This is a genomic window from Enhygromyxa salina, assembly GCF_002994615.1.
Classification (GTDB): Bacteria; Myxococcota_A; Polyangia; order Nannocystales; family Nannocystaceae; genus Plesiocystis; species Plesiocystis salina_A.
Window position 1 is genome coordinate 31,388 of record NZ_PVNK01000281.1, and the last position, 26,168, is coordinate 57,555.

The window sequence follows — 26,168 nt, forward strand, 5'->3', positions numbered from 1 at the left end:
CGCTGAGCTCGGATCCACGCCCTCGCGGCGTCGCCGGACGCGCGACTACGACCGGGGCTTGGTGCAGATCACGGCCTGGACCTCGATGTCCGCGCTGAGCGACAGGTCGAGGAAGTCGCCCGTCTGGCTCTCGAGCTCGAAGCCCGCGATCCCGAGCAGGGCCCGGAGCTCATCGGGATAGATCTGGCGGTGGGCGAGGTGCACGGTCTGCTCGGGCTCGCGCCCCGGCTTCAATTGGCCGTCCCCGGCTTCATCGCGATCGTAGTAGATGCGGATGTGACAGATCTGGGTCTCGGGATCGTACTCGTGGTTGGTCGAGTAGATCATCGCCTCGCCCGTGCGCGGGTGGACGAAGGGGGTGACCGCGTGGCGCTCGTTGGGGTCCCAGCGCAGCCACTCGAGATCGGGCAGCAGAACATCGAAGGCGAAGGTCCCCCCGGGCTCGAGCACCCGAAACACCTCGCGAAAGCAGGCCAGCAGCTCGCGCCAGTCGTAGAGGTGCATCAGGCAGTTGAAGGGCGCGATGACCAACCCGACGCTGGCGTCGTCGAGGGGCAGGTCCATCATGTCCGCGAGCACGGGCTCGACCGTGCCCGAGACCGGCTCACCGGCGGCGGCGAGGCGCTCGAGCTTGGTGAACAGCTGCGCGAGCATCGGCTCCATGCGGTCGAGGGCCAGGACGCGGTGGCCCTCGCTCGCGAGCGGGATCGCCACGCGCCCGCTGCCAGCACCGAGCTCGAGGACCGTCCGACCGACCGCGCGCTCCTCGGCCAGCGCGCAGTACCACTCGACGTCGTCGGCCTGGTCGCGGTACTCGAAGTCGTAGAGCAGCGGGTCGGTGTAGTGGTCGGTCGTCCCGCGCTCGAGCAGCTGCGCGAGCGGGGCCGGCAGCTCGCGCCGCGCCCTGGACCCCGGCTTTGCCTGCTTGGTCACCGCTAGCTCTCGCTCACCGGAGCCTGAGCACCCGACTGGCTCCCACCGGAGCGCCCCCGCGACCTGCGCTTGCCACCGCGACCCCTGCGGCTGCGCTTGCGCTTGCGCTTGGTGCCGCCGCCCGAGCCACCGCCCGAGCCACCGCCGCCTTGATCGTCGTCGCTGGGCTCGCGGGCCTGGAGCGCGGCGAGCTGACGCCAGTGCTCGAGCGCGTTGCCGTCGAGGTCGCGGGCCTCGACCGAGAAGCCGAGAAAGAGCAGCGCGTCGTGGAAGTACTGGCGCTGGACCAGCGAGGTCCGACGCCCGCGCTTGCGGCTCGGCAGCAGCATCCGCCGATGGGTCATGAAGATCTGCCGCGCGAGCTCGCGGTCGCGTCGGGCGACCCCGAGCGCGGCGCAGGGCGGGGTCATGAGATCGTCGACGTGGACGTCGAGGTCGGCGCGCTTGGCCTCGAGCAGCATCCCGTCGAGCAGCGGCGCGAACAGGATCGCCTGGATCACGCCGTTGCTGGGCGTCTGCCCGGTCTCGCTGACGTAGTCGTCGAGCGCGGCGAGGTAGCGCCAAAACAGCGCGATCGGCTGCCCGGGCGGCCGGGCCCGGCTCGGCCGACGCAGGCCGACCTCGCCGCTGTCGGGGTCGCTGTACAGGTTCACGTAGGCCGGCCAGATGTGCTGGAGCAGGTCGGCCTCGAGCATCAGCTCGAACGACCGCTTGGCCGAGCCCCCGCGCAGCAGCTTGTAGAGCTCCTCGACGAGGCGCGCGCGGCTGCAGCGGGCGATGTCGGGCGCGCACTCGAGCAGCGCCTCCCACGACTCGGCCTCGATCGTGAAGTCGAGTCGCGCGGCGAACTTGATCGCCCGGATCATCCGGACCGGATCTTCGCGGAACCGGACCTCGGGCTCGCCGATCGTGCGGATGACCCCGCGATCGAGATCCGCGACGCCGTCGACGAAGTCGATGATCTGCTCGTGCTCGATGTCGTAGAACAGCCCGTTGATCGTGAAGTCGCGCCGCCGGGCGTCCTCCTCGATGTCACCCCACTCGTTGTCGTGGGTGATCAGCAGGTCGTCGCCGCTGGAGTCGCCCGCGCCGCCGTCCTCGCTCGGGTTCGTGCGAAAGGTGCTGGTCTCGATGATCTTCGAGCCGAAGAACACGTGGGCGAGCTTGAAGCGTCGCCCGATGATCCGGCTGTTGCGAAACACCCGACGGATCTGCTCCGGCCGGGCGCTGGTCGCGACGTCGAAGTCCTTGGGCTTGCGGTTGAGGTAGAGATCGCGAACGCAGCCACCGACGAGGTAGGCTTCGTGGCCCGCCGTGAGCAGCTTGCGGACGACCTTGAGCGCCTCGTTGTCGATGTCTCGGAGCGAGAGCGTGTGGCCCTTGCCCGCGGGCACGGCCTTGCGATCTTTGGCCTTCGACCTTCGGTTGTCCCTGGTCACGTTCGGCCGTCGTCTAGCACAGCCGGGCACAGATCTTTAGGCCGGATGATCAACGGGCGGGCGTGATTGACGCAACAGGTGGTGGGACCGGGCTGTTCGACGCCTCGGAGAGAAGATCGCGCACCACTGATCAGCCGAGCAGAGATACGCTCAAAACCGACACTCAGGACCCCACACTACCTTGTCTGGAACAGATCACGTGACGCGATCGAGCTGGCACCCACGCAGCGGGAGTACTATACAGTTTTACAGGACTGGTCATGAGTTCCTCACGCCACGCCAAGACCCTCGAGCGCGCCTGCGACGGCGAGCATCTGGCGATTTGGGGCCTCGCGGGTCAGCAACAGCTCGAAATCGTGCTGTCGGAGCTGCTGGCAGAGCGCGAGTCACGCGGCTCACGGGTGCCGGTCGTGTCTTTGCTGATGCGCGGCCGTGAGGACGCCGAGTGGATCGAGCGGGCGGTCCGCTGGCTGAGCCTGCGCGGCCGCCGGGTGATCGTTCGAACCCGGGTCGTGATGCCGCGGCCGGTCGTCACCGCGCTCCATCAAGCTCACGGATGTGAAGACGGGTGTGAGGGTCGGCGCGGGGGTGGAGCGGTCGTCGAGCTCGAGCTCGCGCACCACAAGCCGGCGATCCAGCGGGCGCTCCTGGGTCAGCAAGCCGATCCCGCCGCGGCCTTGCTGTTGCAAGCGCAGCACCTCGAGACCCTCGAGATCCCGGTCGTCGCGCGGCTCGGGCCGCTCATGCCCGGCATTCATGACCAGGGCAACGGCTTCACCCCGCTGCTGCGCAACGTCGAGGCCGCCGACGTGAGCCGGATCGTGCTCCAGATCGGTCAGCTCCATCCCCAGCAGATCCGCGCTCTCGTCGACTGCCAGCGCGAGCTCACCGCCGCGGGCGTGCTCGAGCTGGCCCGCGCCTACGGCGTCAGCGCCATGACGATGCTCGGGGGCACCGAGCTCCCCGCCGACGAAGACGGGGTCGTACACAAGCTCAAGAGCCGCCGGGCGCAGGCCTTCACCCACGGGCTCGAGCGGCTCGTGACTGACGCAGGGCTCGAGCTGCCCGGCTGCGGGTGCCAGTCCCACTGCGAGCTCACCCCGCAGCGCGCCGCCAACGACTACGAGGCCGGCTACGAGTCGGTCATGGGCCGCGACCTCTTCGCCGGCCTGGCCGGCTGCTGAGTCGTGTCGGGCTCGTGACAACAACGCGGCTGACGCCGGCAGTTTTGGGATTACACTCCCGGGCGATGGCTTACGAAGTGGGCTCGGATGTGGAGGCGATGTGCAGGACCTGCGACGACGTGTGGCACGTCATCGTGGCCAAGATCGGCGAGAAGATCACCAAGGTCGAGTGCAAGCAGTGCGGCAAGCAGCACCGCTTCAAGCCGACCGGTGACGCGCCCGAGGCCAACCTCAACCCCACCCGGCGCAAGGTCTCGGGCAGCGGCCGCAAGTCCGGGTCGCGCGCCCAACCGAGCCCGAGCGCAGGCATCGCGCACAACCCCGACAAGCCGACCCGCAACTACGCCCTGAGCGAGCGCTTCGCCCTCGGCGAGCAGATCCAGCACAAGAAGTTCGGGCCGGGCGTGGTCTGTGCCGTCGAAGACGACAAGATCCGGGTCAACTTCGCCGACGCGACCAAGGTGCTGCTGCACGGCCGGAAGTAGCTGCTTCCCCTCGCAGCCGTCCTGCGCTCCGCCGCGCGCTGCCGCTGCGCTGCGGCCGCTCGATCTTCGCTTCGAGGGCCCGAAGCATTACCTCTCAAATTACAGTAAAACAGCTCGCGTTGACGGCCACCCGTTCCTCGGTCAGAGTCAGCAACACCATCTTGTATGGTGCTGCTGGCCAAATCGAAGCGGCCCCAAAAACCACGCTGAGCATCGGTAAATATGACGACATTCAACCAGGTCCTGTCGCAGGTCAAGGGCGACATCCGCGAAGTCTCGGTCGAAGAGACCAAGGCGCGAGTGCTCGACAGCGCGGCCGACGAGCGCCCCGTGCTCGTCGACGTCCGCGAGCGCGACGAGTACGAGCAAGGTTTCATCCCCGCGTCCGAGTGGATCCCCCGCGGCTTCCTCGAGATGAAGATCGAGGATCTCGTCCCCGACCGCGACCGCGAGGTGATCGTCTACTGCGCAGGCGGCGTGCGCTCGGCCCTCGGGGCTCGCTCGCTCGCCGAGCTCGGCTACTCCAAGGTCTCGTCGATGGCCGGCGGCTTTCGGGCCTGGAAGAACGCCGGCTACGAGTTCGAGCGTCCGCGGATCCTCAGCCCCGACCAGATCAAGCGCTACAGCCGGCACATCATGCTCCCGGAGGTCGGTGAGGCCGGCCAGGGCAAGCTGCTCGACGCCAAGGTCTTGTGCCTCGGCGCGGGCGGGCTCGGCTCGCCGAGCGCGCTGTACCTCGCGGCCGCCGGGGTCGGCACGATCGGCATCGTCGACGACGACGTGGTCGACGAGTCCAACCTCCAGCGCCAGGTCCTGCACAACGTCGAGCGCCTCGGCATGTCCAAGGTCGAGAGCGCCCGCAAGACCCTCAAGGCCCTCAACCCCGACGTCAACGTGATCGCCATCGAGGACCGCCTCGACAGCTCCAACGTGCTCGAGATCATCTCGCAGTACGACCTGATCGTCGACGGCGCCGACAACTTCCCGACCCGCTACCTGCTCAACGACGCCAGCCTCAAGCTGCGCAAGCCGGTCGTCCACGCGTCGATCTTCCGCTTCGAGGGTCAGGTCACCACCTTCATGGGTCGCGCGGGCGACGACGAGGGCCCCTGCTACCGCTGCCTCTACCCCGACCCGCCCCCGCCCGGGATGGCGCCCTCGTGCCAGGAGGCCGGCGTCCTCGGCGTGCTCTGCGGCATGATCGGCACCCTTCAGGCCAACGAGGCGCTCAAGATCATCTTGGGGCTCGGCACCACCCTCTCGGGTCGGCTGATGGTCTTCGACGCCCTCGGAACCAAGTGGCGGACGATGAAGCTGCGCCGCGATCCCGAGTGCCGGGTGTGCTCGAAGGATCCCGACGAGATCGAGCTGATCGACTACGAGGAGTTCTGCAACGTCCGCTGAGCCCGGGCGACCGTGGCGAGAGGTCGCCGATCGTGGCGAGCTCGCGGTCTTGTTGATCCGCCACGGTCGGACCGCGCTCAACGCCGAGCGCCGCTTTTGTGGCGGCCGCTCGGATCCTCCCCTCGACGCCCGCGGCCGCGAGCAGGTCGCGGCCCTGCGCGAGCGCTTCGGCGGCGAGCTCGACGGGCTGTTTTGCTCGCCGCAGCGGCGCGCGCTCGAGACCGCGGCGGTGCTCGGCCCAGCGACGGTCGTCGAGACCCTGCGCGAGCTCGATCATGGCGCGCTCGAGGGCCGCGAGATCCAGCCGACCCTGGCCGAGCACGCGGACTTCTTTCGGGCCTGGCAACGAGACCCGACCAAGGTCGCCGTGCCCGGCGGCGGCGAGAGCATGGGCGCCCTGGCCACGCGGGTCGACGCGGGCATCCGCAGCATCCTCGATCAGCTCCCTGGGCCTTGTTCGCGCGGGCAGGTGATCGCGGTCGTCGGCCACCAGCTGGCCTGGGCTGCGTTCGTGTGCCGAGCCCTTGGCAGGCCGCTGCGCGACTGGCCGCAGTTCGAGCTGCGCAACGCGAGCGCCAACTTGTTGGCCTTCGACGGCGCGCGCTGGTCGTTGTTGGGTCGCAAGCTCTGAGGCGATACCCTCGCGCCGTGGCCACGCCCGAGCGCCTGATCCTCATCGACGCCAGCGCCCTGATCTACCGGGCCTACTACGCGATCCCGTCGAACTTCACGACCGCCGACGGCCTCCACACCAACGCGATCTACGGCTTCGCCACGATGTTCCGCAAGATCCTCTCGGGCCGCCAGCCCGAGCGCGGGGCCGTGGTCTTCGACGCCCCGGGCCAGACCTTCCGCGAGAAGAAATACCCCGAGTACAAGGCCCAGCGCCCGCGCATGGATCCGGAGCTGCGCGAGCAGCTCGCCTGGGTCGACAAGCTCGTCGAGGCCCACCACTTCCCGCACCTGCGCATGCCCGGCTACGAGGCCGACGACGTGATCGGCACGCTCACGCGGCTCGCGGTCGAGGCCGGCATGGAGGTCTACATCATCTCGGGCGACAAGGACTTCGCCCAGCTGATCTCCGATCGCGTGCGCATGGTCGACACCCTCCGCGACATCACCTTTGACCCGGAGCTCGTGCGCAAGAAGTGGGGCGTCGCCCCCGAGCGCTTCGTCGATCTGCTCGCGCTGATGGGCGACAAGGTCGACAACATCCCGGGGATCCCCGGCATCGGCCAGAAGACCGCGACCAAGCTGCTCGACAAGTACGGCGACTTCGACGGGATCTTCGCCCACGTCGACGAGCTCAAGGGCAAGCAAAAGGAGCGCATCGAGGACCACCGCGAGCAGGCCGCGCTCTCGCGCGAGCTGGCCACGATCGACACCAAGGTCCCGCTCGAGCTCGGGCTCGACGATCTGAAGCTCGTGCCCGTCGAGGCTGGCGCGCTCAACGAGCTCTACAAGAAGCTCGAGTTCTACTCGCTGCTGTCCGAGACCGAGGCCGCCAAGGAGCAGGGCGCCGACGCCGACGCCGACTTCGCGGCCGTCGCGACCCTCGCCGAGCTCGACGCCCTGATAGCGAGCTTCCCGGCCGCGGACTCGGGCGCGGTCGCGGTCTACCCGGTCTACGACGCGCCCTCGCCCGTGCGCGGGGCCCTGGCCGGGCTCGCGTTCTCGTTCGCGGCCAACCACGCCCGCTTCGTGCCGACCGCCTGCGCTGGCGGGCTCGGCGACGCGGCGATCGCCAAGCTCGCGCCGTGGCTCGAGGATCCCAAGCGCTACAAGCTCGGCCACGACTGCAAGGCGCTGTGGGTCGCGCTGCGCCGGGTCGGCGTGACCCTGCGCGGGGTCGTCGGCGACACGATGCTCGAGTCCTTCCTCATCGACCCCAACAAGCTGATCCCCCACGCGCTCGGGCAGGTCGTCAAGGAGTACCTCCAGCGCACGATCCCGCCGACCAAGCGGGTGCTCGGCTCGGGCAAGAAGCTCAAGCAATTCACCGAGCTCACGCCCGCGGAGCTGTTCGAGTGGAGCGGCCAGCAGGTCGAGGCCATCGCCACCGCGTTCCCGGCGATCCGCGAGCGCCTCGACCTCGAGGGCCACCGCGACTACCTCGAGACCGTCGAGCTGCCTTTGTCGTGGGTTCTCGGCCAGATGGAGCTCGATGGCGTCGCCGTCGACAGCGAGGACCTGGCCAAGATGGGCGAGGAATTCGGCGAGCGCCTCGCTACCCTCGAGGCCAAGATCTTCGAGATCGCCGGGCGCGAGTTCAACATCGCCTCGCCCAAGCAGCTCGGCGAGGTCTTGTTCGACGAGCTGAAGCTGCCGGTCATCAAGCGGACCAAGACCGGCTACTCGACCAACGCCGAGGTCCTCGAGCGGCTCGCGGCCAAGACCGAGCTCGAGGGCCACGAGATCGCCGAGCACCTGCTCGAGCACCGCAAGCTCGCCAAGCTGATCAACACCTACACCGAGGTCCTCCAAAACGCGGTCAACCCCGAGACCGGCCGGATCCACACGACCTTTCAGCAGACCACCGGCGTCAGCGGGCGGCTGATCACGACCGAGCCCGACCTCCAGCGCACGCCGGTCAAGACGCCCGAGGGTCGGCGGATCCGCCAGACCTTCGTCGCGCGGGCGGGCTGCAAATTAATCTCGGCCGATTGGAGCCAGATCGAGCTCCGGCTCCTCGCCCACTTCACCGGCGACGAGCACCTCGTCGATTCCTTCGCCCGCGGCCTCGACGTCCACGCGCGCACGGCCGGGCAGCTGTTCGAGGTCGCGCCCGACGAGGTCACGCCCAAACAGCGCGGGGTCGGCAAGCTCGTCAACTTCGCCACGATCTACGGCCAGGGCGCGACCGCGCTCAGCCAGATCCTCAAGGTCCCGCGCAAGCAGGCCCAGGCCTACATCGACGGCTACTTCGAGTACTACGCGGGCGTCCGCGCGTGGCTCGACGCGACGATCGCCCAGGCCCACATCGACGGCTACGTCGAGACCGTGCTCGGGCGCCGCCGCTACATTCCAGAGCTGTCGAGCAACAATTGGCAGGACCGCCAGTACGGCGAGCGGATCTCGGCCAACACGCCGATCCAGGGCTCGGCCGCCGACATCTGCAAGCTCGCGATGCTGGGCATCGACCGCGAGCTGAAGGCCGCGAAGCTCGAGGCCAGGATGCTGCTGCAGATCCACGACGAGCTGGTGTTCGAGGCGCCGGTCGCCGAGCTCGAGCAGGTCATGGCGATCGCCCGGGCGCAGATGGAGCAGGTCTACCCGCTGAAGGTGCCGCTGGTGGTGGATGTCGGGGTTGGCACGAGCTGGGCCGAGGCGCATTAGTCCATTCCTCCCAACCATCAGCGACGGCGCCACGCACGGCCGCGAGCGGCCGGTCGCTCACTCGCTTCGCTCCTTCACTCGGTGGGCTGGCAGGAGCTTCGCCAAGGAATGCGTGGCCCCCCAGAGCGCGCTTGGTTTGCTGTGAGCGGCGGCCTCGAGTCGGCCACGCTCGCGCGTGGGCAACTGCATGGGAGACGGCGCGCACAGCGCGCAATGCGGGACCCCCGATTGGGGTAACGTATCGGGATGAGAAAGCTGACCAAACGAAGTCCTGTGCCTCTTGTCCTGCTGCTCGGGCTCGGCGGCTGCGGGTACGACGTGACGGGGCCCGCAGCTGCGGAGTTCGACGAGCTGTGCGGCCAGAACGAACCCGTCAAGCTGCTCAACCTCGACCCCGACCGCACGCTCGACCACGTGACCAGCCGTGAGCTCGGCGAGCGGCTGTTGCTGATGCTGGGCTACGAAGACGCCGAGAGTCGCGAGCTGTGGTCGGTAGGGCGCTGCGGAGAGGACCCCGTGCTGGTCAGCGACAGCCTCCACGGGTGGCCAAGGAGCTACGAGCCCTGGCCCGAGATCCTGTTTTACTGCGACGAAGCGGACGACCTCCTCTGGACGCTGGATCCGACCGGTGTCCACCCGCCGAGCCCGGTGTTCGAGACCCGCGCGTGCTTCGCTAAGGTCACGCCCGCGGGGCTGGTGACGATCCTCGGTGACGGCGACACGGGCCCCCTCGTGCTGCAACCTTGGCCCGAGGACCCCTTCACCCAGGCGGCCGAGCAGGTCGTGCTGCTCGACGAGGTCAAGGCCGCAGCGCTGCCCTTTCCACACACCCAGCCCGACGCTCACGAGGTCCTCGACACGGTCGACAACGAGGTCTTCGCGGTCACAGCCGCCGACGAACTCGTGGTCCTGAACCTCGACGATCTCGTGCCCACCGTGCTCGCCCAGGACGTGCGTGAGTTCGATGTGAGCCAAAGTGAGGGGGGCCGCTGGCTCGTCTGGCAGGACATCGAGGTCACCAAGGTCGGGATGTACAGCGGGGACAGCCAGTGGCCCGAGGGTCCGGTCTACCTGCTCGATCGCATGTCCGGTGAAATCTCGCAGCTCGACGACACGGCCATGGCCTACACCCTCACATCCTATATGGGGGCGGTTGAGGCCGGGCTGCTGTACTACCGGGTCGGCGCGATCAACGACGAGTCCGCTGGGCGCTGGGTTCGACTCGACACCCTCGAGCAATACGCCAGCCCGTCAACAACCGCCTCCCCCTATCTCGTCATCGACGAGTCGCGGCTGCTGCTGAGCTCCGTGTTCTTCCGCCCGCCCTTCACCGTGGTCGACGTCTCGACCGGCGAGCACAACACGATCTTCTCGGACCAGATGGTCCGCCTGCGCGCCACGACCGACAGCCTGATCATCCTGCGCGAGTCTGGCGGCGAGCTGGTCAAGATCGACTTCGAGGGCAACACGCGGACCCTCGCCAAGGGTGTTCACGAGCTGTATCAGATCAGCGAGGACGAGCACGTGATCACGCCCTTCGCCGTCGGGGCCGACGGCATCGGCTCGCTCGTGATCGTCGAGCCCGAGACTCTCGACGAGCGCTACATCGACGACGACGTGCTGTCCAAGTCGTCCATGATCTACGAGACCGACGACGGCCTGTTGGTCAGCTATGCGGTCATCAGCTCCGATCCCGAGCGTCACGGCATATGGCTGGCCAAGCCCGGCGACTGACGCCAACCAAACGCTCGAAGCGCTGACCCAAAGCCGAGCTCGGGGCGGAGCTGCTAGCAGCCCGGGGTGCAAGCAGCCCTTCACCGATCACGGGACCAACGTGACTTCGAGGAGAAGGGGCGGCCCGGCGGTCGGCCGGCCCGCGACCGGGCCAGCGGCCCGCCAGCGGGCCAGCCCCCACCGCTCGACCGGCCTCAACTACCTGAAATCGTGGGACTTCGCGCCTGGAGCCGTCCATGCACCCGTGGAGGCCATGGACACACTCGCGCACCCGAGCTCCCGCACACCTCACTCGCCCGCGCGCCCGCGCCTCGTCGTCCGGCCGCTGCCGACCTTCTTCGTCCGCGTCCCGGCCGGGCGCGAGCTGCCCGCGGGCGCCGAGCTCGAGCTCTACCTCCGCCGCTGGATCATGAAGGAGCTCGGCGGCTGGCTGCAGATCGCCGTGGTCGAGCTCCTCGCCGAGGGCAGCGTCGAGTGGACCCTCGACGCCGCGCTCGACGGCCAGGGCAGCGATCGAGTGCTCGCGGTCCGCTGCCTCGATCGCCGAGGTCCGCGGCGGCCGGGCTTGTGGGCCGCGCTCGCGGTCGCGCACGCCCTCGCCCAGCTAAGCGACGGGGTCGTCGTCGATCCGCGGCGCAGCGCGAGCGCGTTCGGTCGCTGCGCGTGGAGCCGGGCGCCCGCCGACGGGCGCGTCCACGTGGCCAACCACCTGTGCGTCCCGAGCTCGCGCGGGCCCGATGCCCGGCGCTGGCTGAGCAGCGTCGGGATGGCCCACTTCGGCCTCCCGGACCTCGAGCTGCTCGCGGTGCCCGACTCCCTCGCCGAGCTCGGCGCGCGGCTGCTGCTCGGCGTCGCCCAGCACGTCATCGACGCGTCGTGGTCACCGCCGCGGGCGAACGAGCACCCGCGCGAGGTCCTGCTGACGGTCGGCGAGCTCCACTGGGCGCTCGGCGGCGAGCCAGGCTCGGTGCCGATCACGACCGGTCGCGGGTGGACGCGCGCAGCCGTCGAGCTCGACGCCAGCCGCGGCTGGCCCGAGCGGATGCGGATCGGGCCCCCGCTCGGCGCCCGCAGCTGGCGTGACGAGGGCGCGTGGATCCGCGACGCCTGGGCCGATTTGTTTGGGGTCGCAAAAAACCTCGACCGCCTTCATTGACATCACCACATTGGTGCACTAATCATTCTTTGCGGCGATGTGGGCCGCATGGAGTTCGAGCGATGAACGCGTCGATGCAAAACGCGAAGCTATGTAGGTCCCGCCGCCAGCGGCAGGGTGCGCTACGAGGCTCGCGCTTGCGTCCGCGCTCGCTCGGCCTCCTTGCACGCCAGCGTGTGGGACGCTCCTAACCGCCACATTCGGCGGCAAAGAGACCGATAGGCAAAGAGACCGATAGGCAAAGAAGCCAGGAGGCAGACCTGCCTCGGCTCGTTCGACCTATCGATCATCACCACCTGGGGCCTTAGCTCAGAGGAAGAGCGCTTGGTTGCGAACCGAGAGGTCGGAGGTTCGAGTCCTCCATGCCCCATCCCTGCCCACTTTATCCTTGGGGTGTTCGCTCAGAGGAAGAGCAGTCGGCTTCTAACCGACACCACGGGGGTTCGAATCCTCCACACCCTGCCTCGCGGGGCATTAGCTCAAAGGAAGAGCCTTCGGTTCCGAACCGAGAGGTGGAGGTTCGAGTCCTCCATGCCCTACTCCCACCGGGGTAAGCAAACTGGCAAAGCTGCCGGCATGAGAGGCCGGTGTCTGCGGGTTCGACTCCCGTCCCCGGTATCTCGCCGAAGTACGCCAATCGGAACGGCGGCCTGGCTCAGACCCAGGTGTGTGCGGGTTCGAGTCCCGCCTTCGGCATCTCGCTCGATGACGGGCGCCCGGTCGCCGGACCGCCAGCGGTCCCGCCGAGCCCCAGCCGGGCGTCGTGGCCCCCCCGGCTTCCCGGACCGCCATCTCGGGGTCTTCCCCGCCTCCGAGCCCCCTTTTTTGTGGGCGCTCCTTCCGCCCAGACTTGCGAAGGCCTGGAAGGCCCCGGAACGTTCGGGTTCCAGGGGGCCGCCGACGGTCTGGCCACGAGACGAGGCCAATTCCGCCCAGAACCACGTAGGCTGTCTCCTATGGCTGTTTGGAGCTCTCCGGGCGGGCCCGGCCAGGCGCCGCTCGGGGCCGAGTGATGTTCCTCAGAAGAATTCTCTTGCAACAACCGCGTTTGCTGGGGACCCTCTGCACCCCAAGCAGAGTGCACGGGCTCGGCGGATCCTTGATCCCGGAACGTGAACTCCAACCCGATCCAACCCGACAGGTTCACACCCCATGAAGAAGTTCCAAAAGCTCCTGGCGCTCGCCGCCCTCACTCCCTTCCTCGCCGCCTGCACCCCGTCCAACGAGGACGTGTGCAACCACGTCATGGACATCATGAAAAAAGAGATGGGCGACGCCGAGGGGGCCAAGGAGCCCTCCGAGGAAGACATCAAGAAGTACACCGAGAAGTGCGTCAAGGACCTCGAGAAAGAGAAAGAGAAGATCGGGGCCGACGCGTACAAGAAGCAGGTCAAGTGCGTCATGGACGCGACCAAGATGGACGACCTGATGAAGTGCGACGAGGGCGACAAGGACGCCGAGGACGCCGACAAGAAAGAGGAGTAATCCTCTTCGTCTGAAGACTCCCAACGGCCACGGGGTCCGCTCGCCAACACGGCGACGGATCCCGTTGTCATTTAAAGCTAGCAGCGCGTGGGCACGAAGTGGACGGCGTAGATCGGCGGGAGGTGGGCGCTGATGTTGACGAAGCTGTCGCCCGCGTCCTCGGTGATCCAGAGGTTGCCGGTCGTCGACCCGAGCGCGAGCCGCTGCCCGCTCTGATCGATGTCGAGCGCGTGGCGGTAGACGATGTCGTAGGCGTGGTCCTGCGGCAGGCCCTTGCGCAGCACGTCGAAGCTCCGGCCGCCGTCGCGCGTGCGGGTGACGACCATCCGACCGTCGACGGGGACGCGGCGTTGGTCGCTGATCCCGGGCACGAAGTAGGCGGTGTCGGGATCGCGGGGGTGGACGGCGACGGCGAAGCCGAAGGTCGACGGCCCGGCCTCCTCGACCTCGACCCAGGTCCGCGCGCCGTCTTCGCTGCGCCAGATCCCGCAGTGGTGCTGGGCCCACAGACGATCGAAGTCGACGGGGCACGCGACCACGCGGTGCGGGTCTTGGATCACGGGGTCGCCGGCCTGATCGGGCGGCATGAAGTTGGCCCGCATGCCCTCGGCCCGGACCGTCCAGGTCTCGCCGTCGTCGGTCGTCTCCCACACGCCGCCGCAGCTGACGCCAACGAGCACGCGCGCGCTGTCGCGGGGGTCGACGAGCACCGAGTGGATGCCCGGGTAGTCGGCCCCGCCGCCGAACCACCGCCGGCGCTCGGGGTGACGCCAGAGCGACTCGACGAGCTCCCAGGTCTCGCCGCGGTCGCGCGAGCGAAACAGGCCGCCGGGGATCGTCCCGGCCCACAGCTCGCCCGGGCGGTCGGCGCCGCCCGGCTCGAGCGCCCAGATGACCTGGAGAGCCCACGGGATGCTGCGGCCGTCGGCCTGGAGGTCCTCGTCTTTGGGCTTGGGCGGGTACTCGGGCACGCCGACCTCGACCCAGCTGGCGCCGTCGTCCTCGGACCGGTGGAGCTTGGCGCCGAAGTGACCGTGATCGATCGCGGCGTACCAGCTGCCGTCGCGGACGTCGGTCAGGGCCAGGGTCACGTTGTCGCCGATGAACGAGGCGCGGTCGACGGACCAGCCCGACGCGTGATGACGCACCTCGAACAGGCCCTTGCGTGTGGATACCAGCAGCGTGTCGTTCACGAACTCAGCCTCCCGAGAGGGCCTGGATGACGTAGATCTCGGACGCGGGGGTGACCGCGTCGCCGAGCCCGACGCGATCGCGGATCTGCTGGCCGTCGACGAACACGTTCATGTGCTTGCGGACCGCGCCCTGCTCGTCGAGGACGTAGCCCCGCAAGCGAGGGTTTTGGTCAAACACCGCGGCCAGGACCTCGCCGACGGTCGCGCCCTCGACGGTCGTCGTCGGACACGCGACGTGTCGCTGAAGGTTGGCCGTGAAGTGGACGGTGGGCATCGCAGCGATCCGGCGGCTTGCCCCCCATGATGCGTGCGCGGGCGACCTTTGAGCAAGCAAGCTCGGCTTCACCGGAGCACGAGCCCCCCTCAGGGGTGGCCACGCAGTCGTCTGCGAGGCCCCGCGCACGTCGGCTGCGGGGGTCGAACTAATCCGCGATCCCGAGGGCTCGCATGCGCAGCTTGAGCGCGTGGGTCGAGACCTCGAGGGCGGCGGAGGCGACGGTCAGCTTGCCCGAGGCGCTCGCGACCGCCGCCAAGATCTCCTCGCGGCCGATGTCGGCGGCCTTGCGGACCCGTGAGGACTGCTCGACGAGGGCGTAGAGCGAGGTCCGCGACAGGTTGAGGGCCTTGGCCGTGGGCGCGAGCCGGTAGCTGTTGCCGCGCAGGACCTCGATCAGCTCCTCTTCGCTGACGTCGCCCGGGGCGCGGTAGCTGCTGCGGGCCGGAGCGCGCGGCGACTCGAGGGTGTCGAAGTTGTCGGGGTCGTAGCTCGGGGCGGGGTCATTCGACAGGCGCTGGGCGAGCGGCCGGAGGAGGGCGTCGAGATCGCTGCCGAGGCTCATCTCTTGCTGGTGGCGACCGGCGATGACCAGCTGTCGGACGACGTTGCGAAGCTCGCGGACGTTGCCCGGCCAGTGGTAGGCGGTCAGCCGAGCGATGGTCGCGGCGGAGATCCAGGGCTGCTCGGTGTCGGCGGGCGCGAGCAGCTTGGTCATGCCGACGTTCTCGAGCTCGGTCCGCGCGAAGTGGTAGATCAGCGGACCGATGTCGACCCGGCGATCCCGGAGCGCGGGGACGTTGATGCGGAACCCGGCGAGGCGCTGGAGCAGCGCCTCGCGGAAGCTGCCCTGGCGCACGGCGCCCTCGAGGTCGGCGTCGGTCGCCGCGATCACGCGGACGTCGACGGTCTTGGTCGCGGACCCGCCGACCGGACGCACGTCGCGGGTCTCGAGCACCCGCAGCAGCTGCGCCTGGGTGTCGACCGGGGTCTCGCCGATCTCGTCGAGGAACAGCGTGCCCGCGTCACAGCGGACGAAGCAGCCCGTGTGGTGGCGATCGGCGCCCGTGAACGCCCCGCGCACGTGACCGAAGAGCTCCGAGGCCGCGAGCGAGGCCGAGAGCGTGGCCATGTTGAGGGCCTCGTAGTGGCGATCGGCGCGCGCGCTCTCGCGGTGGATCGCCCGAGCGATCAGCTCCTTGCCCGTGCCGGACCCGCCGCGGATGAGCACGGGCACGTTGAGCTCGCCGACGGTGCGGATGTCCTTGCGGACCCGCTCGATCTCGGCGCTGCAGCCCTCGAGCCCGAGGGTCTCGGCGCCCGGCGCCGCCTTGCTCGGGCCGAGGTGGAGCAGCAGGGCCACGCGTCCGTGGAGCGTCAGCACGACCCCGCGCTCGATGTCGGCGGCGTCGAGGCGCGTCGGCTCGGACACGAGCTTGCCGTCGGCGAGGACCTCGATCCGGCCCTCGCCCGGCAGCACCCAGATCGCGTCGTCTTCGGGCTTGATCGTGACCGGGCTGCGGCTGATGTAGCGATCGCCGAGCGGGTGCGGGCGGCCGTCAGACAGCTGCGTGAAGGTCGGAGAGGTCCGCGAGACCTGCAGCGTGCCGTTGATCTTGAGCTGACTGGGGACGCGCTCGGGGTTGGGGTGCGCGATGATCGTGAGCGTGGGGATGACGTCGGCTTGCCGCCGGGTCGTCGTTGGTCGCGGGACTGTTGCCTCGTCGCTCATGGGTTTCTCAGTCAGGTTAGCGGCGGGGTCTTGAAGTCCATCGCCGTGGTGCAGAGCAAGGGCGGTGCCAGGTCGGCACGGGGGGTCAGGACCGGCTCTGAGCCGCGTGGAGCGCGGCTCGAGCTGTTGGGCCAGGCCGGGCGAGCATCGGACCACTGTCGGCCGGACTGACCGACGGTTGGCAGACCGTCGGTCAGATGTTCGCGCGAACGCTGGGCAAACGCATCTTCCACAGAAATCCGTCGAAGTAAAAGTGAGCCATCGACTGGTACACGCCCCAAAACCCCAACCAGTAGGCGGTCCGATAGCCAAACAGCTCGGGACGATCGGCCTCGGGCACGATCCAGCGGCCCCAGTACTTGAGCAGCATGATCGCGACACCGAACAGCAAGATCATGCCCAGATAGAAGAGCAGCGGGCGTCGCAAGGCGCGCCCGAGCGTCGGATCGTGCGCGAGCGGGCCCTGGTAGCGCTTGCGCTGGTACGCCCACACGAACACGCAGTACTCGACCGCGTGTGAAAAGGCGAAGGCCAGGTAGACCTTGATCGGGTCGAAGACGAAGAAGCACAGCGCCAGGCCTGTGGTCCCCCCCGCCATCAGCAGGCGCGGGACGCTGCGAAGCCTGCTCGCCCGCCACTCGGCCCGCAGCCACAGCCCGTGAACGACGATCACGATCGCGATGGTCAGCGGCAGGGTCACCGAGCTGATCTGGTCGAGGAGCGACAAGAAGCCGGGGAGCACCGCCGCGGCGTCGTCGAAGTAGTCGACCGCGATCTCGCGGTACAGCGGGCCGAGGTACGCGAAGTAGAGCGGCAGCCAGCACAGGACCAGCGCGCGATCGGCCCAGCCCGGGACCTCGGCCGCCTCGCCCTCGAAGCGGCCCCGGGCCTTGGCGTTGTACATGCGCATGATCCCGTACTTCTGCATGTAGACGTGCCAGAAGTTCCACAGCGCAGCGATCACGGCGACGACGGCCATCACCTGCTCGACCGGGACACCCGACGTCACCTGGTGTCGCGCGAGCCAGGAACGCAGCAGCAGCGCGACGCCGATCAGCGCGAGGATGATCATCGAGGCCGCGAAGCGTGGACCGCCGGAGCTGGCGATCGCTTGCTCCGACGCCCCGGTCGCGCGGGCGGAGGTGTCGCTCGCGGGCAGCGTCGCCCGTCGGATCCGCTGCCAGTCGAGCCAGGTCGAGGCGAACAGCGCGGCCCCAAACCACCACCACGCCGGGTCGAAGCTCAGCGCGAGGCTGCGGGTCCAGATGTCGAGGATCAGCGCGACGCTCATCGTGCCGACCAAAACCCTGGCCAGCTCGCCGACGGGCGCGGCCGCCTCCCCGCCGTCGCGTCGGAGGATCTGCAGCAGCAAGACCAAGAGCCCGGCCAGCGCACACACGGCGACCGGGCTCAGCACGAGCTCGCTGTCGGCGAGGAAGGGGCTGGCGGCCCAGGCCAACAACAACACGGCCGGGAACAGCCAAAAGCGAGCCGGGTAGCGGCGCCGGACCTGCTTGTCCAGGTACACGTAGGGCAGGCCGAAGTGACGATGCAGATCCGTGATCGCGATCGTCAGCAAGTACAAGAACAGGTAGTCCTCGCGCGCGGGTCCGAGCAGGAGCAGCGGCCCGAGCACCCAGATCCAACTCAGCGAGTACGCCGCCAGATCGACGAGCGGCGACACATGCCAGCCCACGACCTTCTCGTCGGGCTCGGGGAGGCGAAACGCGGCGCGCAGGCCCATCCCGCCGACGGTACCCGCGCCGACAAAGAAGGTCGACCCGCGCCAATTGCGGTCGCGGGCTGCGCAAACACACAAAACGGTATTCCGCGCGAGTTGCCAGGATCGTGCGAGCTGTACACTCCGACCAATGACGACTCGCATCGGCATCAACGGCTTCGGGCGCATCGGTCGTTCGATCCTCCGCATCGCCTCCACCCGCGCGGACATCGAGGTCGTGGGCATCAACGATCTCGCCGATCCCCAGAACCTCGGCTACCTGCTCGCCTACGACTCGGTCCACGGCCGCTTCAGCGAGCGCGTCGAGGCTGAGGACGGGGCCCTGCTGATCGGCGACCGACGCGTGCCCTTCACGCAGACGCGCGACCCCGCGGAGGTGCCGTGGGGCAAGTACGGCGCCGACATCGTGATCGAGGCGACCGGCGCCCTGACCAAGCGCGAGGCGGCGGCGGGCCACCTCGCGGGCGGGGCCAAGCGGGTGCTCATCTCGGCGCCCGGCAAGGGCAGCGACGCGACCTTCGTGATGGGCGTGAACCACACCAGCTACGATCCGGCCAAGCACACGGTCGTGTCGAACGCCTCGTGCACGACCAACTGCCTCGCGCCCGTCGCCAAGGTCCTCGAGGACAGCTTCGGGGTCGAGTCGCTCCTGATCACCACGGTCCACGCCTACACGATCAGCCAGTCGATCCTCGACGGGCCCAGCCCCAAGGACTTTCGTCGCGGTCGCGCGGCCGCGGTCTCGATCATCCCAACCTCCACCGGCGCGGCCCGGGCCACGGCCGAGGTCATCCCCAGCCTCGCGGGCAAGATCGACGGCATGGCCCTGCGCGTGCCGGTCCCCGATGGCTCGATCACCGACATCGTCGCTACCTTGAGCCGCGACGTCACCATCGACGGGATCCACGAGGCCCTGCGCGCGGCCGAGGCCGGGCCGATGGCGGGCTTCTTGGAAGTCAGCGATCAGCAGCTGGTCTCGACCGACATCGTCGGCAACCCGAACTCGTCGATCATCGACAGCCTCAGCACCATGGCGATCGGGAGCCGGACGGTGAAGCTCCTCAGCTGGTACGACAACGAGTGGGGCTACGCCAACCGCTGCGTCGACATGGCCGCGTACATGGCCGCCAACAGCTGAGGCTCGGCCGAGTCCGGCGCCGAAGCCCGGCTCGATCTGCTTTCAGTGGACGACTCGATCGGCTCGCCGGTCGGGTCGTTCAACTCGACCCGACCGGCGAACCGATCGAGCTCGAGGGCGTGGCGTGGCGCGCTCAGGCGAAGGCCGAGTAGAGCATCAAGACGCCCGCGACGGTGACCATGACCAGCACGAACCAGCGCACGAGCGAGGCGCCCTTCTCGAGCTGCCAGCGCACCCCGAGCCACGCGCCGCCCATCGTCCCGGCGGCGAGCACGAAGGCGGGCGTCCACGCGACCTGCCCGGCGAACGCAAACACCGGCAGCGCGAGGCAGGTGTAGGCGAAGATCAGGCTGGCCTTGACGGAGTTGGCGCGGACGAGGTCGTAGCCGAGGTGTCCGCTGAGCAGCGCGAGCAAGGGGAAGCCGACGCCGGACTGAAGGAAGCCGCCGTAGAGGCCGACCGCCAGCGCCAGCGCGTAGGTCATCGGCTTCGGCGAGCGCTCCTGGTCGGGTGGATGCAAGAAGCGGTCGGGCTTGATGACCAAGATCACAGCCCACAGCAGCAAGATGATCCCGAGCAAGGGACGAAACAGCTCGTCGTCGAGGCGCGTCGCCAGCCACGAGCCGAGCAACGCGCCCGCCATGATCGGCGGAGCCAGGCGCAAGCTCAGCTTATGCGCGTGGACCCCGTTTTTGTGGAAGGCGCCGACGAGGGTGGCGTTTTGCAGGAGGATGGCGACGCGGATCGTGCCGTTGGCGGTGCTGGGCGGGACGCCGAGTCCGATCAAGATCGGGATGGCCAAGAACGACCCGCCGCCGGCCATCGCGTTGACGATGCCGGCCATGACGCCGGCTCCGAGCAGCAGCGCGAGATCGAGCCACGGGTTGCCGAGCAGGCTCAAACCGCCGAGGTTCGGGATCGGGATCGCGTCGAGCGCGGCGAGCACGGGCGGACGCTAGCCCAAATGGCCAGCGAGCAACACCTGGGCGCCCGCGGGAACGCCCGAGGTGATAGCGTCTGGCGATGCGTCGCCATCTGCTGAGCGCCGCGATCCTCGCGGTCGGGTGCGGTGGCCAGGTCACCGAGGCCGCCGACACCGGCGAGAGCGCGACCGACACCGACACGGGTCCGAGCTGCGTCATCGCCTCACTCGACTGCGAGTGCACCTCGAGCGGCAGCTGCGAGCCGGGCCTCGAGTGCGTGGCTGGCGTGTGCGCCGAGCCAGCCAGCGACGAGGAGTCGGGCGCCTGCACCGAGCTCGGCTGCGCCTGCGAGGGCGAGGGCGAGGAGGCGTGCGACGAGGGGTTGTCGTGCATCGACGGGGTCTGCGGGATCGACACCTGCGGCGACGGCATCGTCGACCCCGGCGAGGCCTGCGACGACGCCAACAACATCGACGGCGACGGCTGCGACAACGACTGCACCCCGACCGAGATCCTCGAGCTCTCGCTCGGCGGCGTCCACACCTGCGCGCTGATCGAGGGCGGTCGCATTCGCTGTTGGGGCCACAACGGCGCCGGCCAGATCGGGCTCGGCGCGACCGAGGACATCGGCGACAACGAGACCCCGTCGCTGGCTCCGGATCTGCCCCTGCCCGCGGCCGTCGACGTCGAGGCCGGCGGGGCCCACACCTGCGCGCTGTTCGAGAACGGCGACGTGCGCTGCTGGGGCTTCAACAGCGCGGGCCAGCTCGGCTACGGCAACACCGCCGAGGTCCTGGCGATCGGCGACAACGAGACCCTCGAGGGCCTCGCGAAGATCGACCTGGTCGCGCCCGCCAACGAGATCGACGTCGGCGTGCTCCAGACCTGCGCGCGCGTGGCCGGCCAGCTGCGCTGCTGGGGCGGCGGGAACTACGGGCAGCTCGGGCTGGCCTCGACCGCGAACGTCGGCGACGACGAGCTGCCCCTCGACGTGCCCGCGGTCATGATCGGCAGCGAGCCGGTCAAGCTCGCGGTCGACGGCGCCCACGGCTGCGCGATCATGGCCGGAGGCGGCGTCCGCTGCTGGGGCCGCGGCGACAGCGGCCAGCTCGGCCTCGGCAGCACCGCCCACATCGGCGACAACGAACACCCCGACACGGTCGCCGAGCTCGAGCTGATCCCGCCCTCGCTGCCCCGCGACACCACCGTCGTCGACCTCGCCGTCGGCCTCGTCCACAGCTGCGCGCTGCTCTCGACCGGCGACGTGCTGTGCTGGGGCGCCAGCCTCTCGGGCCAGATCGGCCAGGGCACCCATCAGGCGTGGGGCAACCAGGCGGGCGAGACGCCCTCGGCGCTGACCCCGATCGAGCTCGGCGGCCCCGCGCTGGCGATCGCCGCCGGCTATCAACACAGCTGCGCCCTGCTCGACGGCGGCGACGTGCGCTGCTGGGGCAACGCCGAGGCCGGCCAGCTCGGCTACGGAGACGAGGAGCCCGTCGGCCTGACCGACCTGCCCGCCGACCGCGACCCCCTCGAGCTCGGCGGCACCGCCAGGTACATCGCCGCGGGCGGCCTTCACAGCTGCGCGGTGCTCGAGGGCGAGGGCGTGATCTGCTGGGGCAACAACGAGTACGGCCAGCTCGGCTACGGCTTCACCCACACGATCGGCGACGACGAGCTGCCCGAGGTCGCCGGGCTCGTCGACTTGCTGTGAGGGCTGGGGCTCAAGGCCCGCGCTGCCAGGCGGCCGTGCTAGCTTGAGCGAGTGCGCTGGATCGTCGGCGACCTCCAAGGCTGCGCGCGCGAGCTCGAAGATCTGCTCCGCGCGATCCACTTTGACGCCGGGCGCGACCAGCTGTGGGCGGCCGGCGACCTCGTCAACCGCGGGCCCGACTCGCTGGCCACCCTTCGGCTGTGGCGCGAGCTCGGCGGCCTCGGGGTGATCGGCAACCACGAGGTCTACACGCTGTGCGCCCGCAGCGGCCGCTGGCCTCGCAAGCACGACACCCTCGACGAGCTCTACGCGGCGCCCGACGCCGAGGAGCTCCTCGCCTCGCTCCGGGCGCTGCCCGCGATGGCCCTGCTCCCCGCGGCCGACGGCGCGCGCGACGTGTGGCTGGTCCACGCGGGCGTCCACCCGCAGTGGCGCGACCTCGGCGAAGCCGCGGCGCGGCTCGACGCTCGCGAGCACGACGACGACTGGCTCACCTCCGACGAGCTCTCCTTCGTCACGCGCGTGCGCTGCTGTACGGCGACCGGCGAGCGCAACCGCTTCGACCGCTTGCCCGAAGATTGCCCGCCGCCCTTTCAGGCGTGGGACGCCTTCTATGACGGCGACGCGATCATCGTGCACGGCCACTGGGCGCGGCGGGGGCACTACCGCGGAGCCAAGACGATCGGGCTCGACTCGGGCTGTGTGTACGGCGGACCCCTGACGGCCTGGTGCGTCGAGGAGGACCGCGTCGTGCAGGTCCCGAGCCGCAAATCGTGACCTTGGCCCGAACGCAGCAAGGATTCGGGAACCTAACAAAACTAGAGAGTGCGCGACTCCGCGCAGGATCGGCGCGTTTTCGAGCCAGATCGCTCTCAGCGCTGGCCCAGATCCTAATGATGCTACTTTCTGTCCAACTGGCCACATTTTAGGTTGCCTTCTACCCGTGATTGGAGATACTTTTTCTGCGGCGGATGAAGACCTCCTGAAAGCGAGCCGAGCGATGAAGAAGTACACACGAGTTCTGTTCCTGTTGGCGCTTCCCATGATCTTTGCGACCGGTTGCGCAGAAGGGGTGACCTCGCCGGACGAGCAGCTCCGAGGCGTCCCGGCCGATGAGGGCGGGGAGGAGGACACCCCGTGCGTGGAGGACGACTGCCCCCCGATCGCGCCGCTCCTCGAGGGTGAGTGCGACAACTGGATGGAGTGCGAGAACGTCGACGACGTGTGCCAGTGGGTGTTCTACGAGGAGTGCGTCGAGCCCGACCCGGAGCCCGAGCCCGAGCCCGAGCCGGACCCCGACCGTGAGCGCCCGTGCGAGACCGAGCACCAAGACGCTCCCGTCTGAGCCCGGACTATCCAAACCACCGATCTCGACCCCGCCGCTCTCGGCCGCTGCGACCCAGCGTCCCGTGAGCGGCGGGTTTCAATTTTGGTCGCCTGGCCGGGTCCGGGGCCTGGCAACCAAAGCAAGAGCCGGCCGCAGCGAGGCTGCGACCGGCTCGAGCGTGGACGCGACTACTGCGGGTTGACGACGGCGTTGAGGCCACCGCCGGTCATGTCGGAGTAGGTGTAGTGGTTCCCGGCGATCATCACGATCTCCTTGTCGTAGGTCTCCGGGTCCATCTTCCACGCCCAGCCCTGCTGGTCGACCATCCACACGAAGCCCTCGACGTCGATGCTGACGCCGACCGGGGTCGAGCACTGGTTGTTGAAGTCGGCCGCGGTGTGGATCTTGATGACCTCCTCGGTCTCGCGGTCGATCTGGGCGAGGCCGCAGGGCGAGTTCATTGCGACCCAGACGTTGCCGAGGCCGTCGGCCGCGACGCCGCGGTGACAGGCCTGGGTCCCGGGGATCGCGGTGAAGCTCTCGTCCTGGGCGTCGAACTTGGTCACCGGGCCGCTGCAGCCGCCGAACCAGGCGTTGCCCTCGGCGTCGACGGTCATGCCGTAGGCCTGGGCGTTGGCGGGCATCGCCCAGCGGTCGACCGTGAGGTCGTCGGTGTTGAGCCGGAAGACCTCGCCGCGCAGGGCCGTGAACCACACGTTGCCGAGGCCGTCGTAGGCGGCGCCGTAGGGCGGGTAGTTGGACCAGCCCATGTTCCAGTCACCGATGTCGACGACCTCTTCGATGGTGCCGTCGGCCGGATTGAGGCGCGCCATGTGGACCTCGTTGGCCGCCTGGCCGTGCCACCCGACCCAGATCTTCGGGTTCTCGTACTTGCAAGTGTTCTCGTTGAAGTCGCCCGGATCGAAGGTCATGCCGCGCGGGCCGGACTGGATGCCCGCGCCGACGTCGGGCAGGTCGACCGACCACAGCACGCACTCGTCGGCGCCCCAGTCGAGCAGATCGTTGGGCCCGAGCGAGGTCGTGATCATGTTGTCGTTGTTGCTGTCGACGCAGTCCATCTCGTTGGCGGCGACCAGGGTCACGCTGCCGGAGTTGCGGTTGCCGACCAGCGCGAAGCGGCCGTCGAAGCTCACGGTCGTGCGCGAGGGGCTGTGGCTACCGTTGTTGGTCCCCGTGCGGTAGCGGCCCTCCTCGGCGAGAGTCTCGGTGTTGACCTTCGAGACGCTGCCCTCGTTGGTGTTGGCGACCCACAGGTAGCTGAAGTCGAAGCCCTGGTTGCCCATGTTGCAGAGGTCGCCGTCGCCGTCTCCGTCGCCGTCGCCGTCTCCGTCTCCGTCGCCGTCGCCGTCGCCGGTGTCGCCGTCGCCGTCTCCGGTGTCGCCGTCGCCGTCGCCCGTGTCGCCGTCGCCGTCGCCCGTGTCGCCGTCGCCGTCGCCCGTGTCTCCGTCGCCGTCGCCAGGATCACCGTCACCGTCGCCGGGATCACCGTCACCGTCGCCGCTCATGTTGGTGTCGCTGCTCTCCTCCTCGGACCCGTCGGCGGTCCCGGTCTCGGCCGTGCCAGCGGTGCCGCTCCCGTCATCGTCAGTCGCCGAGTCGTCCCCGCAGGCGGGGAACAGCAGCAGGCAAGGGAGGCCAAGAAGGAGAGTGCGGGTTCGGCGTCGTAGCAACATGGCGCGGACTGTACCCCGAACGGGCGCGGCCGGGGAACAATCTGTCGCGGCCAAGAGACGGCTCGGTCACACCTCCGCGCGCAGATCCGCGCAGACCCCCGAGCTCGTGATCGGCCAAGCTTGCACCGACCCCAACCTCTCGCTCGGGCTCGACGTCGAGCTCGCGCTGCGCTGCCTCGGCACCGACGACTGGACGCCCCGCGATCTCGACCTCCGCGGCTCGGCGACCACGGTCAGCGGCGCCTGCGAGTCGTCAGCGCGGACGCGCGCCCCTGCCCTCGCGGACCAGCTCGCCGTCGTCGACGAGCTTGCGCAGGTGGGCCTCGACCGAGAGCGCCGCGATCGGCCACAGGCGCTTGGGCGTGTCGGCGTAGGCGCTCGCCAGGATACCCAAGAAGGCCCGGCGGCCGCCCTCGACGACCGCGCGCCGGACCTTGTCTTCACGCGCGAGCCGATGGGCGACGTAATGGTCGAGCACCGCGGCGGGATCGTCGAGGACCGGACCGTGGGCGGGCACAAAGCTCGGCGCGCGCCCGAGCTCCCGCCGCGCTCGCACCCGAGCGGCCATGCGCCGGAGCGAGTCGAGGTAGGTCGACATGTCGCCGCCGTCGCTCACGTCGACCAGGATCGTGCCCTCGCCCGCGACCAGGTCACCCGCGTGGGCGACCTCGGTCTTGCGATCCCAAAGCACGAGGTGACCCGGGGCGTGACCGGGGGTGTGCAGGGCCTCGAGCTCGTGCCCGTCGCCGAGGTCGATCGACCAGCCCTCAGCGATCTGTGTGTCGACTTCAAAGGGCACGCGGCTGGCCGTCTCGGCGTGGGCGAAGATCGGGATGTCGTGGGCGTCTCGCAGGGCCGTCGCGTAGCCGACGTGGTCGACGTGGTGATGGGTGATCACGACGCCCGCGAGCGTCCGGCCCTCGGCCAGCAGCTCACCGACGAGGGCGTCGAGCCGGGCCTGCTCACGGGCGTGCGGCGTGGCCGGCTCGACAATCAGCAGGCGATCCCCACCAATGACCAGGGTGTTGGTCGCCGTGGCCGGCGGCAGCGTGGGCGTGTCGAGGGCCAGGACCCACGCGCCCGCTGCGATCTGCGCCTGCTCGCGGGGGGACTGCACGCCGCAAGGGTAACCGGTTACGCGGGCGCACACGGGCGACCACGAATGCGATAGGCTGCGTCGTGGCCTGGCGCTCACCCCTCGATCATCCATGCCGACGCGTCCCCTTGTTGCTCGGCTGTGGGGCCCCGATCAACGGCGATAGCGGCGATAGCGGCG

21 protein-coding genes and 5 tRNA genes are annotated in these 26,168 nt (G+C 69.2%); 17 read left to right on the forward strand and 9 right to left on the reverse strand.

All coding sequences use genetic code 11. From position 1 onward, the window contains the following. Nucleotides 1-45: 45 nt before the first annotated feature. Nucleotides 46-933, reverse strand: a complete 888-nt coding sequence (locus ENSA5_RS32665) for a class I SAM-dependent methyltransferase (RefSeq protein ID WP_106395647.1) — start codon at nucleotides 931-933, stop codon at nucleotides 46-48. Between the two features lie 2 nt (nucleotides 934-935). Continuing rightward, nucleotides 936-2,372, reverse strand: a complete 1,437-nt coding sequence (gene pcnB / locus ENSA5_RS32670; RefSeq protein WP_181198394.1) for a polynucleotide adenylyltransferase PcnB — start codon at nucleotides 2,370-2,372, stop codon at nucleotides 936-938. A 260-nt stretch (nucleotides 2,373-2,632) separates the two neighbouring features. On the opposite strand from pcnB, the gene ENSA5_RS32675 reads away from it, so the two are divergent. From ENSA5_RS32675 to ENSA5_RS32735, 13 genes are all read left to right on the forward strand, one after another. Beyond that, on the forward strand, nucleotides 2,633-3,556 hold the full coding sequence (locus tag ENSA5_RS32675) for a hypothetical protein (RefSeq protein WP_106395649.1): 924 nt from the start codon (nucleotides 2,633-2,635) through the stop codon (nucleotides 3,554-3,556). A 65-nt stretch (nucleotides 3,557-3,621) separates the two neighbouring features. Beyond that, nucleotides 3,622-4,041 (forward strand): hypothetical protein, encoded by a 420-nt coding sequence (locus ENSA5_RS32680; protein ID WP_146156361.1) that lies wholly within the window; start codon nucleotides 3,622-3,624, stop codon nucleotides 4,039-4,041. A gap of 222 nt (nucleotides 4,042-4,263) precedes the next feature. Beyond that, nucleotides 4,264-5,445: a molybdopterin-synthase adenylyltransferase MoeB gene (moeB, locus tag ENSA5_RS32685; RefSeq protein WP_106395651.1), complete on the forward strand. Its 1,182-nt coding sequence runs from the start codon at nucleotides 4,264-4,266 to the stop codon at nucleotides 5,443-5,445. A 49-nt stretch (nucleotides 5,446-5,494) separates the two neighbouring features. Next, on the forward strand, nucleotides 5,495-6,076 hold the full coding sequence (locus tag ENSA5_RS32690) for a histidine phosphatase family protein (RefSeq protein ID WP_106395652.1): 582 nt from the start codon (nucleotides 5,495-5,497) through the stop codon (nucleotides 6,074-6,076). 17 nt (nucleotides 6,077-6,093) lie between these two features. Then, the gene (gene polA, locus ENSA5_RS32695; protein ID WP_181198395.1) at nucleotides 6,094-8,781 is read left to right on the forward strand and encodes a DNA polymerase I; all 2,688 of its coding nucleotides are present in this window, start codon (nucleotides 6,094-6,096) and stop codon (nucleotides 8,779-8,781) included. Nucleotides 8,782-9,054: 273 nt separating this feature from the next. Then, complete coding sequence (locus ENSA5_RS32700; protein WP_106395654.1) at nucleotides 9,055-10,515, forward strand: hypothetical protein; 1,461 nt, start codon at nucleotides 9,055-9,057, stop codon at nucleotides 10,513-10,515. A gap of 253 nt (nucleotides 10,516-10,768) precedes the next feature. Then, entirely contained in the window at nucleotides 10,769-11,671 is a 903-nt protein-coding gene (locus ENSA5_RS32705) for a hypothetical protein (protein WP_106395655.1), read from the forward strand. A 298-nt stretch (nucleotides 11,672-11,969) separates the two neighbouring features. Further along, nucleotides 11,970-12,041: transfer RNA gene (locus tag ENSA5_RS32710), tRNA-Arg, on the forward strand. A gap of 20 nt (nucleotides 12,042-12,061) precedes the next feature. Beyond that, nucleotides 12,062-12,133 (forward strand) — tRNA-Arg (locus ENSA5_RS32715). A 6-nt stretch (nucleotides 12,134-12,139) separates the two neighbouring features. Beyond that, a tRNA-Arg gene (locus ENSA5_RS32720) sits at nucleotides 12,140-12,210 on the forward strand. Between the two features lie 5 nt (nucleotides 12,211-12,215). After that, a tRNA-Leu gene (locus ENSA5_RS32725) sits at nucleotides 12,216-12,289 on the forward strand. A 4-nt stretch (nucleotides 12,290-12,293) separates the two neighbouring features. Beyond that, a tRNA-Leu gene (locus ENSA5_RS32730) sits at nucleotides 12,294-12,367 on the forward strand. Between the two features lie 456 nt (nucleotides 12,368-12,823). Beyond that, nucleotides 12,824-13,156 carry a hypothetical protein gene (locus ENSA5_RS32735; RefSeq protein ID WP_106395656.1) on the forward strand — a complete coding sequence of 111 codons (333 nt, stop codon included), beginning with the start codon at nucleotides 12,824-12,826 and terminating at the stop codon, nucleotides 13,154-13,156. 77 nt (nucleotides 13,157-13,233) lie between these two features. Here ENSA5_RS32735 and ENSA5_RS32740 read toward each other — a convergent pair whose 3' ends face one another. The 4 genes from ENSA5_RS32740 to ENSA5_RS32755 form a co-directional block, all read right to left on the reverse strand. Further along, nucleotides 13,234-14,349, reverse strand: coding sequence for a WD40/YVTN/BNR-like repeat-containing protein (locus ENSA5_RS32740; RefSeq protein ID WP_106395657.1), 1,116 nt, complete (start codon nucleotides 14,347-14,349; stop codon nucleotides 13,234-13,236). A 4-nt stretch (nucleotides 14,350-14,353) separates the two neighbouring features. Next, nucleotides 14,354-14,623, reverse strand: a complete 270-nt coding sequence (locus tag ENSA5_RS32745; RefSeq protein ID WP_106395658.1) for a MoaD/ThiS family protein — start codon at nucleotides 14,621-14,623, stop codon at nucleotides 14,354-14,356. A 148-nt stretch (nucleotides 14,624-14,771) separates the two neighbouring features. Continuing rightward, the gene (locus ENSA5_RS32750; protein WP_106395659.1) at nucleotides 14,772-16,355 is read right to left on the reverse strand and encodes a sigma 54-interacting transcriptional regulator; all 1,584 of its coding nucleotides are present in this window, start codon (nucleotides 16,353-16,355) and stop codon (nucleotides 14,772-14,774) included. 193 nt (nucleotides 16,356-16,548) lie between these two features. Continuing rightward, entirely contained in the window at nucleotides 16,549-18,099 is a 1,551-nt protein-coding gene (locus ENSA5_RS32755; RefSeq protein WP_106395660.1) for a hypothetical protein, read from the reverse strand. Between the two features lie 127 nt (nucleotides 18,100-18,226). Between ENSA5_RS32755 and gap the strand changes: the two genes are divergently transcribed. Then, entirely contained in the window at nucleotides 18,227-19,234 is a 1,008-nt protein-coding gene (gene gap / locus ENSA5_RS32760) for a type I glyceraldehyde-3-phosphate dehydrogenase (protein WP_106395661.1), read from the forward strand. A gap of 133 nt (nucleotides 19,235-19,367) precedes the next feature. On the opposite strand, the gene ENSA5_RS32765 is transcribed toward gap, so the two are convergent. Further along, complete coding sequence (locus tag ENSA5_RS32765; RefSeq protein ID WP_106395662.1) at nucleotides 19,368-20,180, reverse strand: sulfite exporter TauE/SafE family protein; 813 nt, start codon at nucleotides 20,178-20,180, stop codon at nucleotides 19,368-19,370. A gap of 77 nt (nucleotides 20,181-20,257) precedes the next feature. Here ENSA5_RS32765 and ENSA5_RS32770 point away from each other — a divergent pair, with 77 nt between their 5' ends. The 3 genes from ENSA5_RS32770 to ENSA5_RS32780 all read left to right on the forward strand — a co-directional run bounded on the left by ENSA5_RS32770 (nucleotide 20,258) and on the right by ENSA5_RS32780 (nucleotide 23,216). Beyond that, nucleotides 20,258-21,871 carry a DUF4215 domain-containing protein gene (locus tag ENSA5_RS32770; RefSeq protein WP_106395663.1) on the forward strand — a complete coding sequence of 538 codons (1,614 nt, stop codon included), beginning with the start codon at nucleotides 20,258-20,260 and terminating at the stop codon, nucleotides 21,869-21,871. Between the two features lie 51 nt (nucleotides 21,872-21,922). After that, a complete protein-coding gene (locus ENSA5_RS32775; protein WP_106395664.1) occupies nucleotides 21,923-22,648 on the forward strand; it encodes a metallophosphoesterase in 726 nt (241 codons plus the stop codon). A 295-nt stretch (nucleotides 22,649-22,943) separates the two neighbouring features. After that, the gene (locus tag ENSA5_RS32780) at nucleotides 22,944-23,216 is read left to right on the forward strand and encodes a hypothetical protein (protein ID WP_181198396.1); all 273 of its coding nucleotides are present in this window, start codon (nucleotides 22,944-22,946) and stop codon (nucleotides 23,214-23,216) included. Between the two features lie 170 nt (nucleotides 23,217-23,386). Here the strand turns inward: ENSA5_RS32780 and ENSA5_RS38675 are convergent, their stop codons facing one another. Together ENSA5_RS38675 and ENSA5_RS32790 are read right to left on the reverse strand one after the other, a co-directional pair. Further along, nucleotides 23,387-24,892 (reverse strand): lyase, encoded by a 1,506-nt coding sequence (locus ENSA5_RS38675; protein WP_181198397.1) that lies wholly within the window; start codon nucleotides 24,890-24,892, stop codon nucleotides 23,387-23,389. A 253-nt stretch (nucleotides 24,893-25,145) separates the two neighbouring features. Next, a complete protein-coding gene (locus tag ENSA5_RS32790; RefSeq protein ID WP_258183096.1) occupies nucleotides 25,146-26,009 on the reverse strand; it encodes an MBL fold metallo-hydrolase in 864 nt (287 codons plus the stop codon). Nucleotides 26,010-26,168 lie beyond the last annotated feature (159 nt).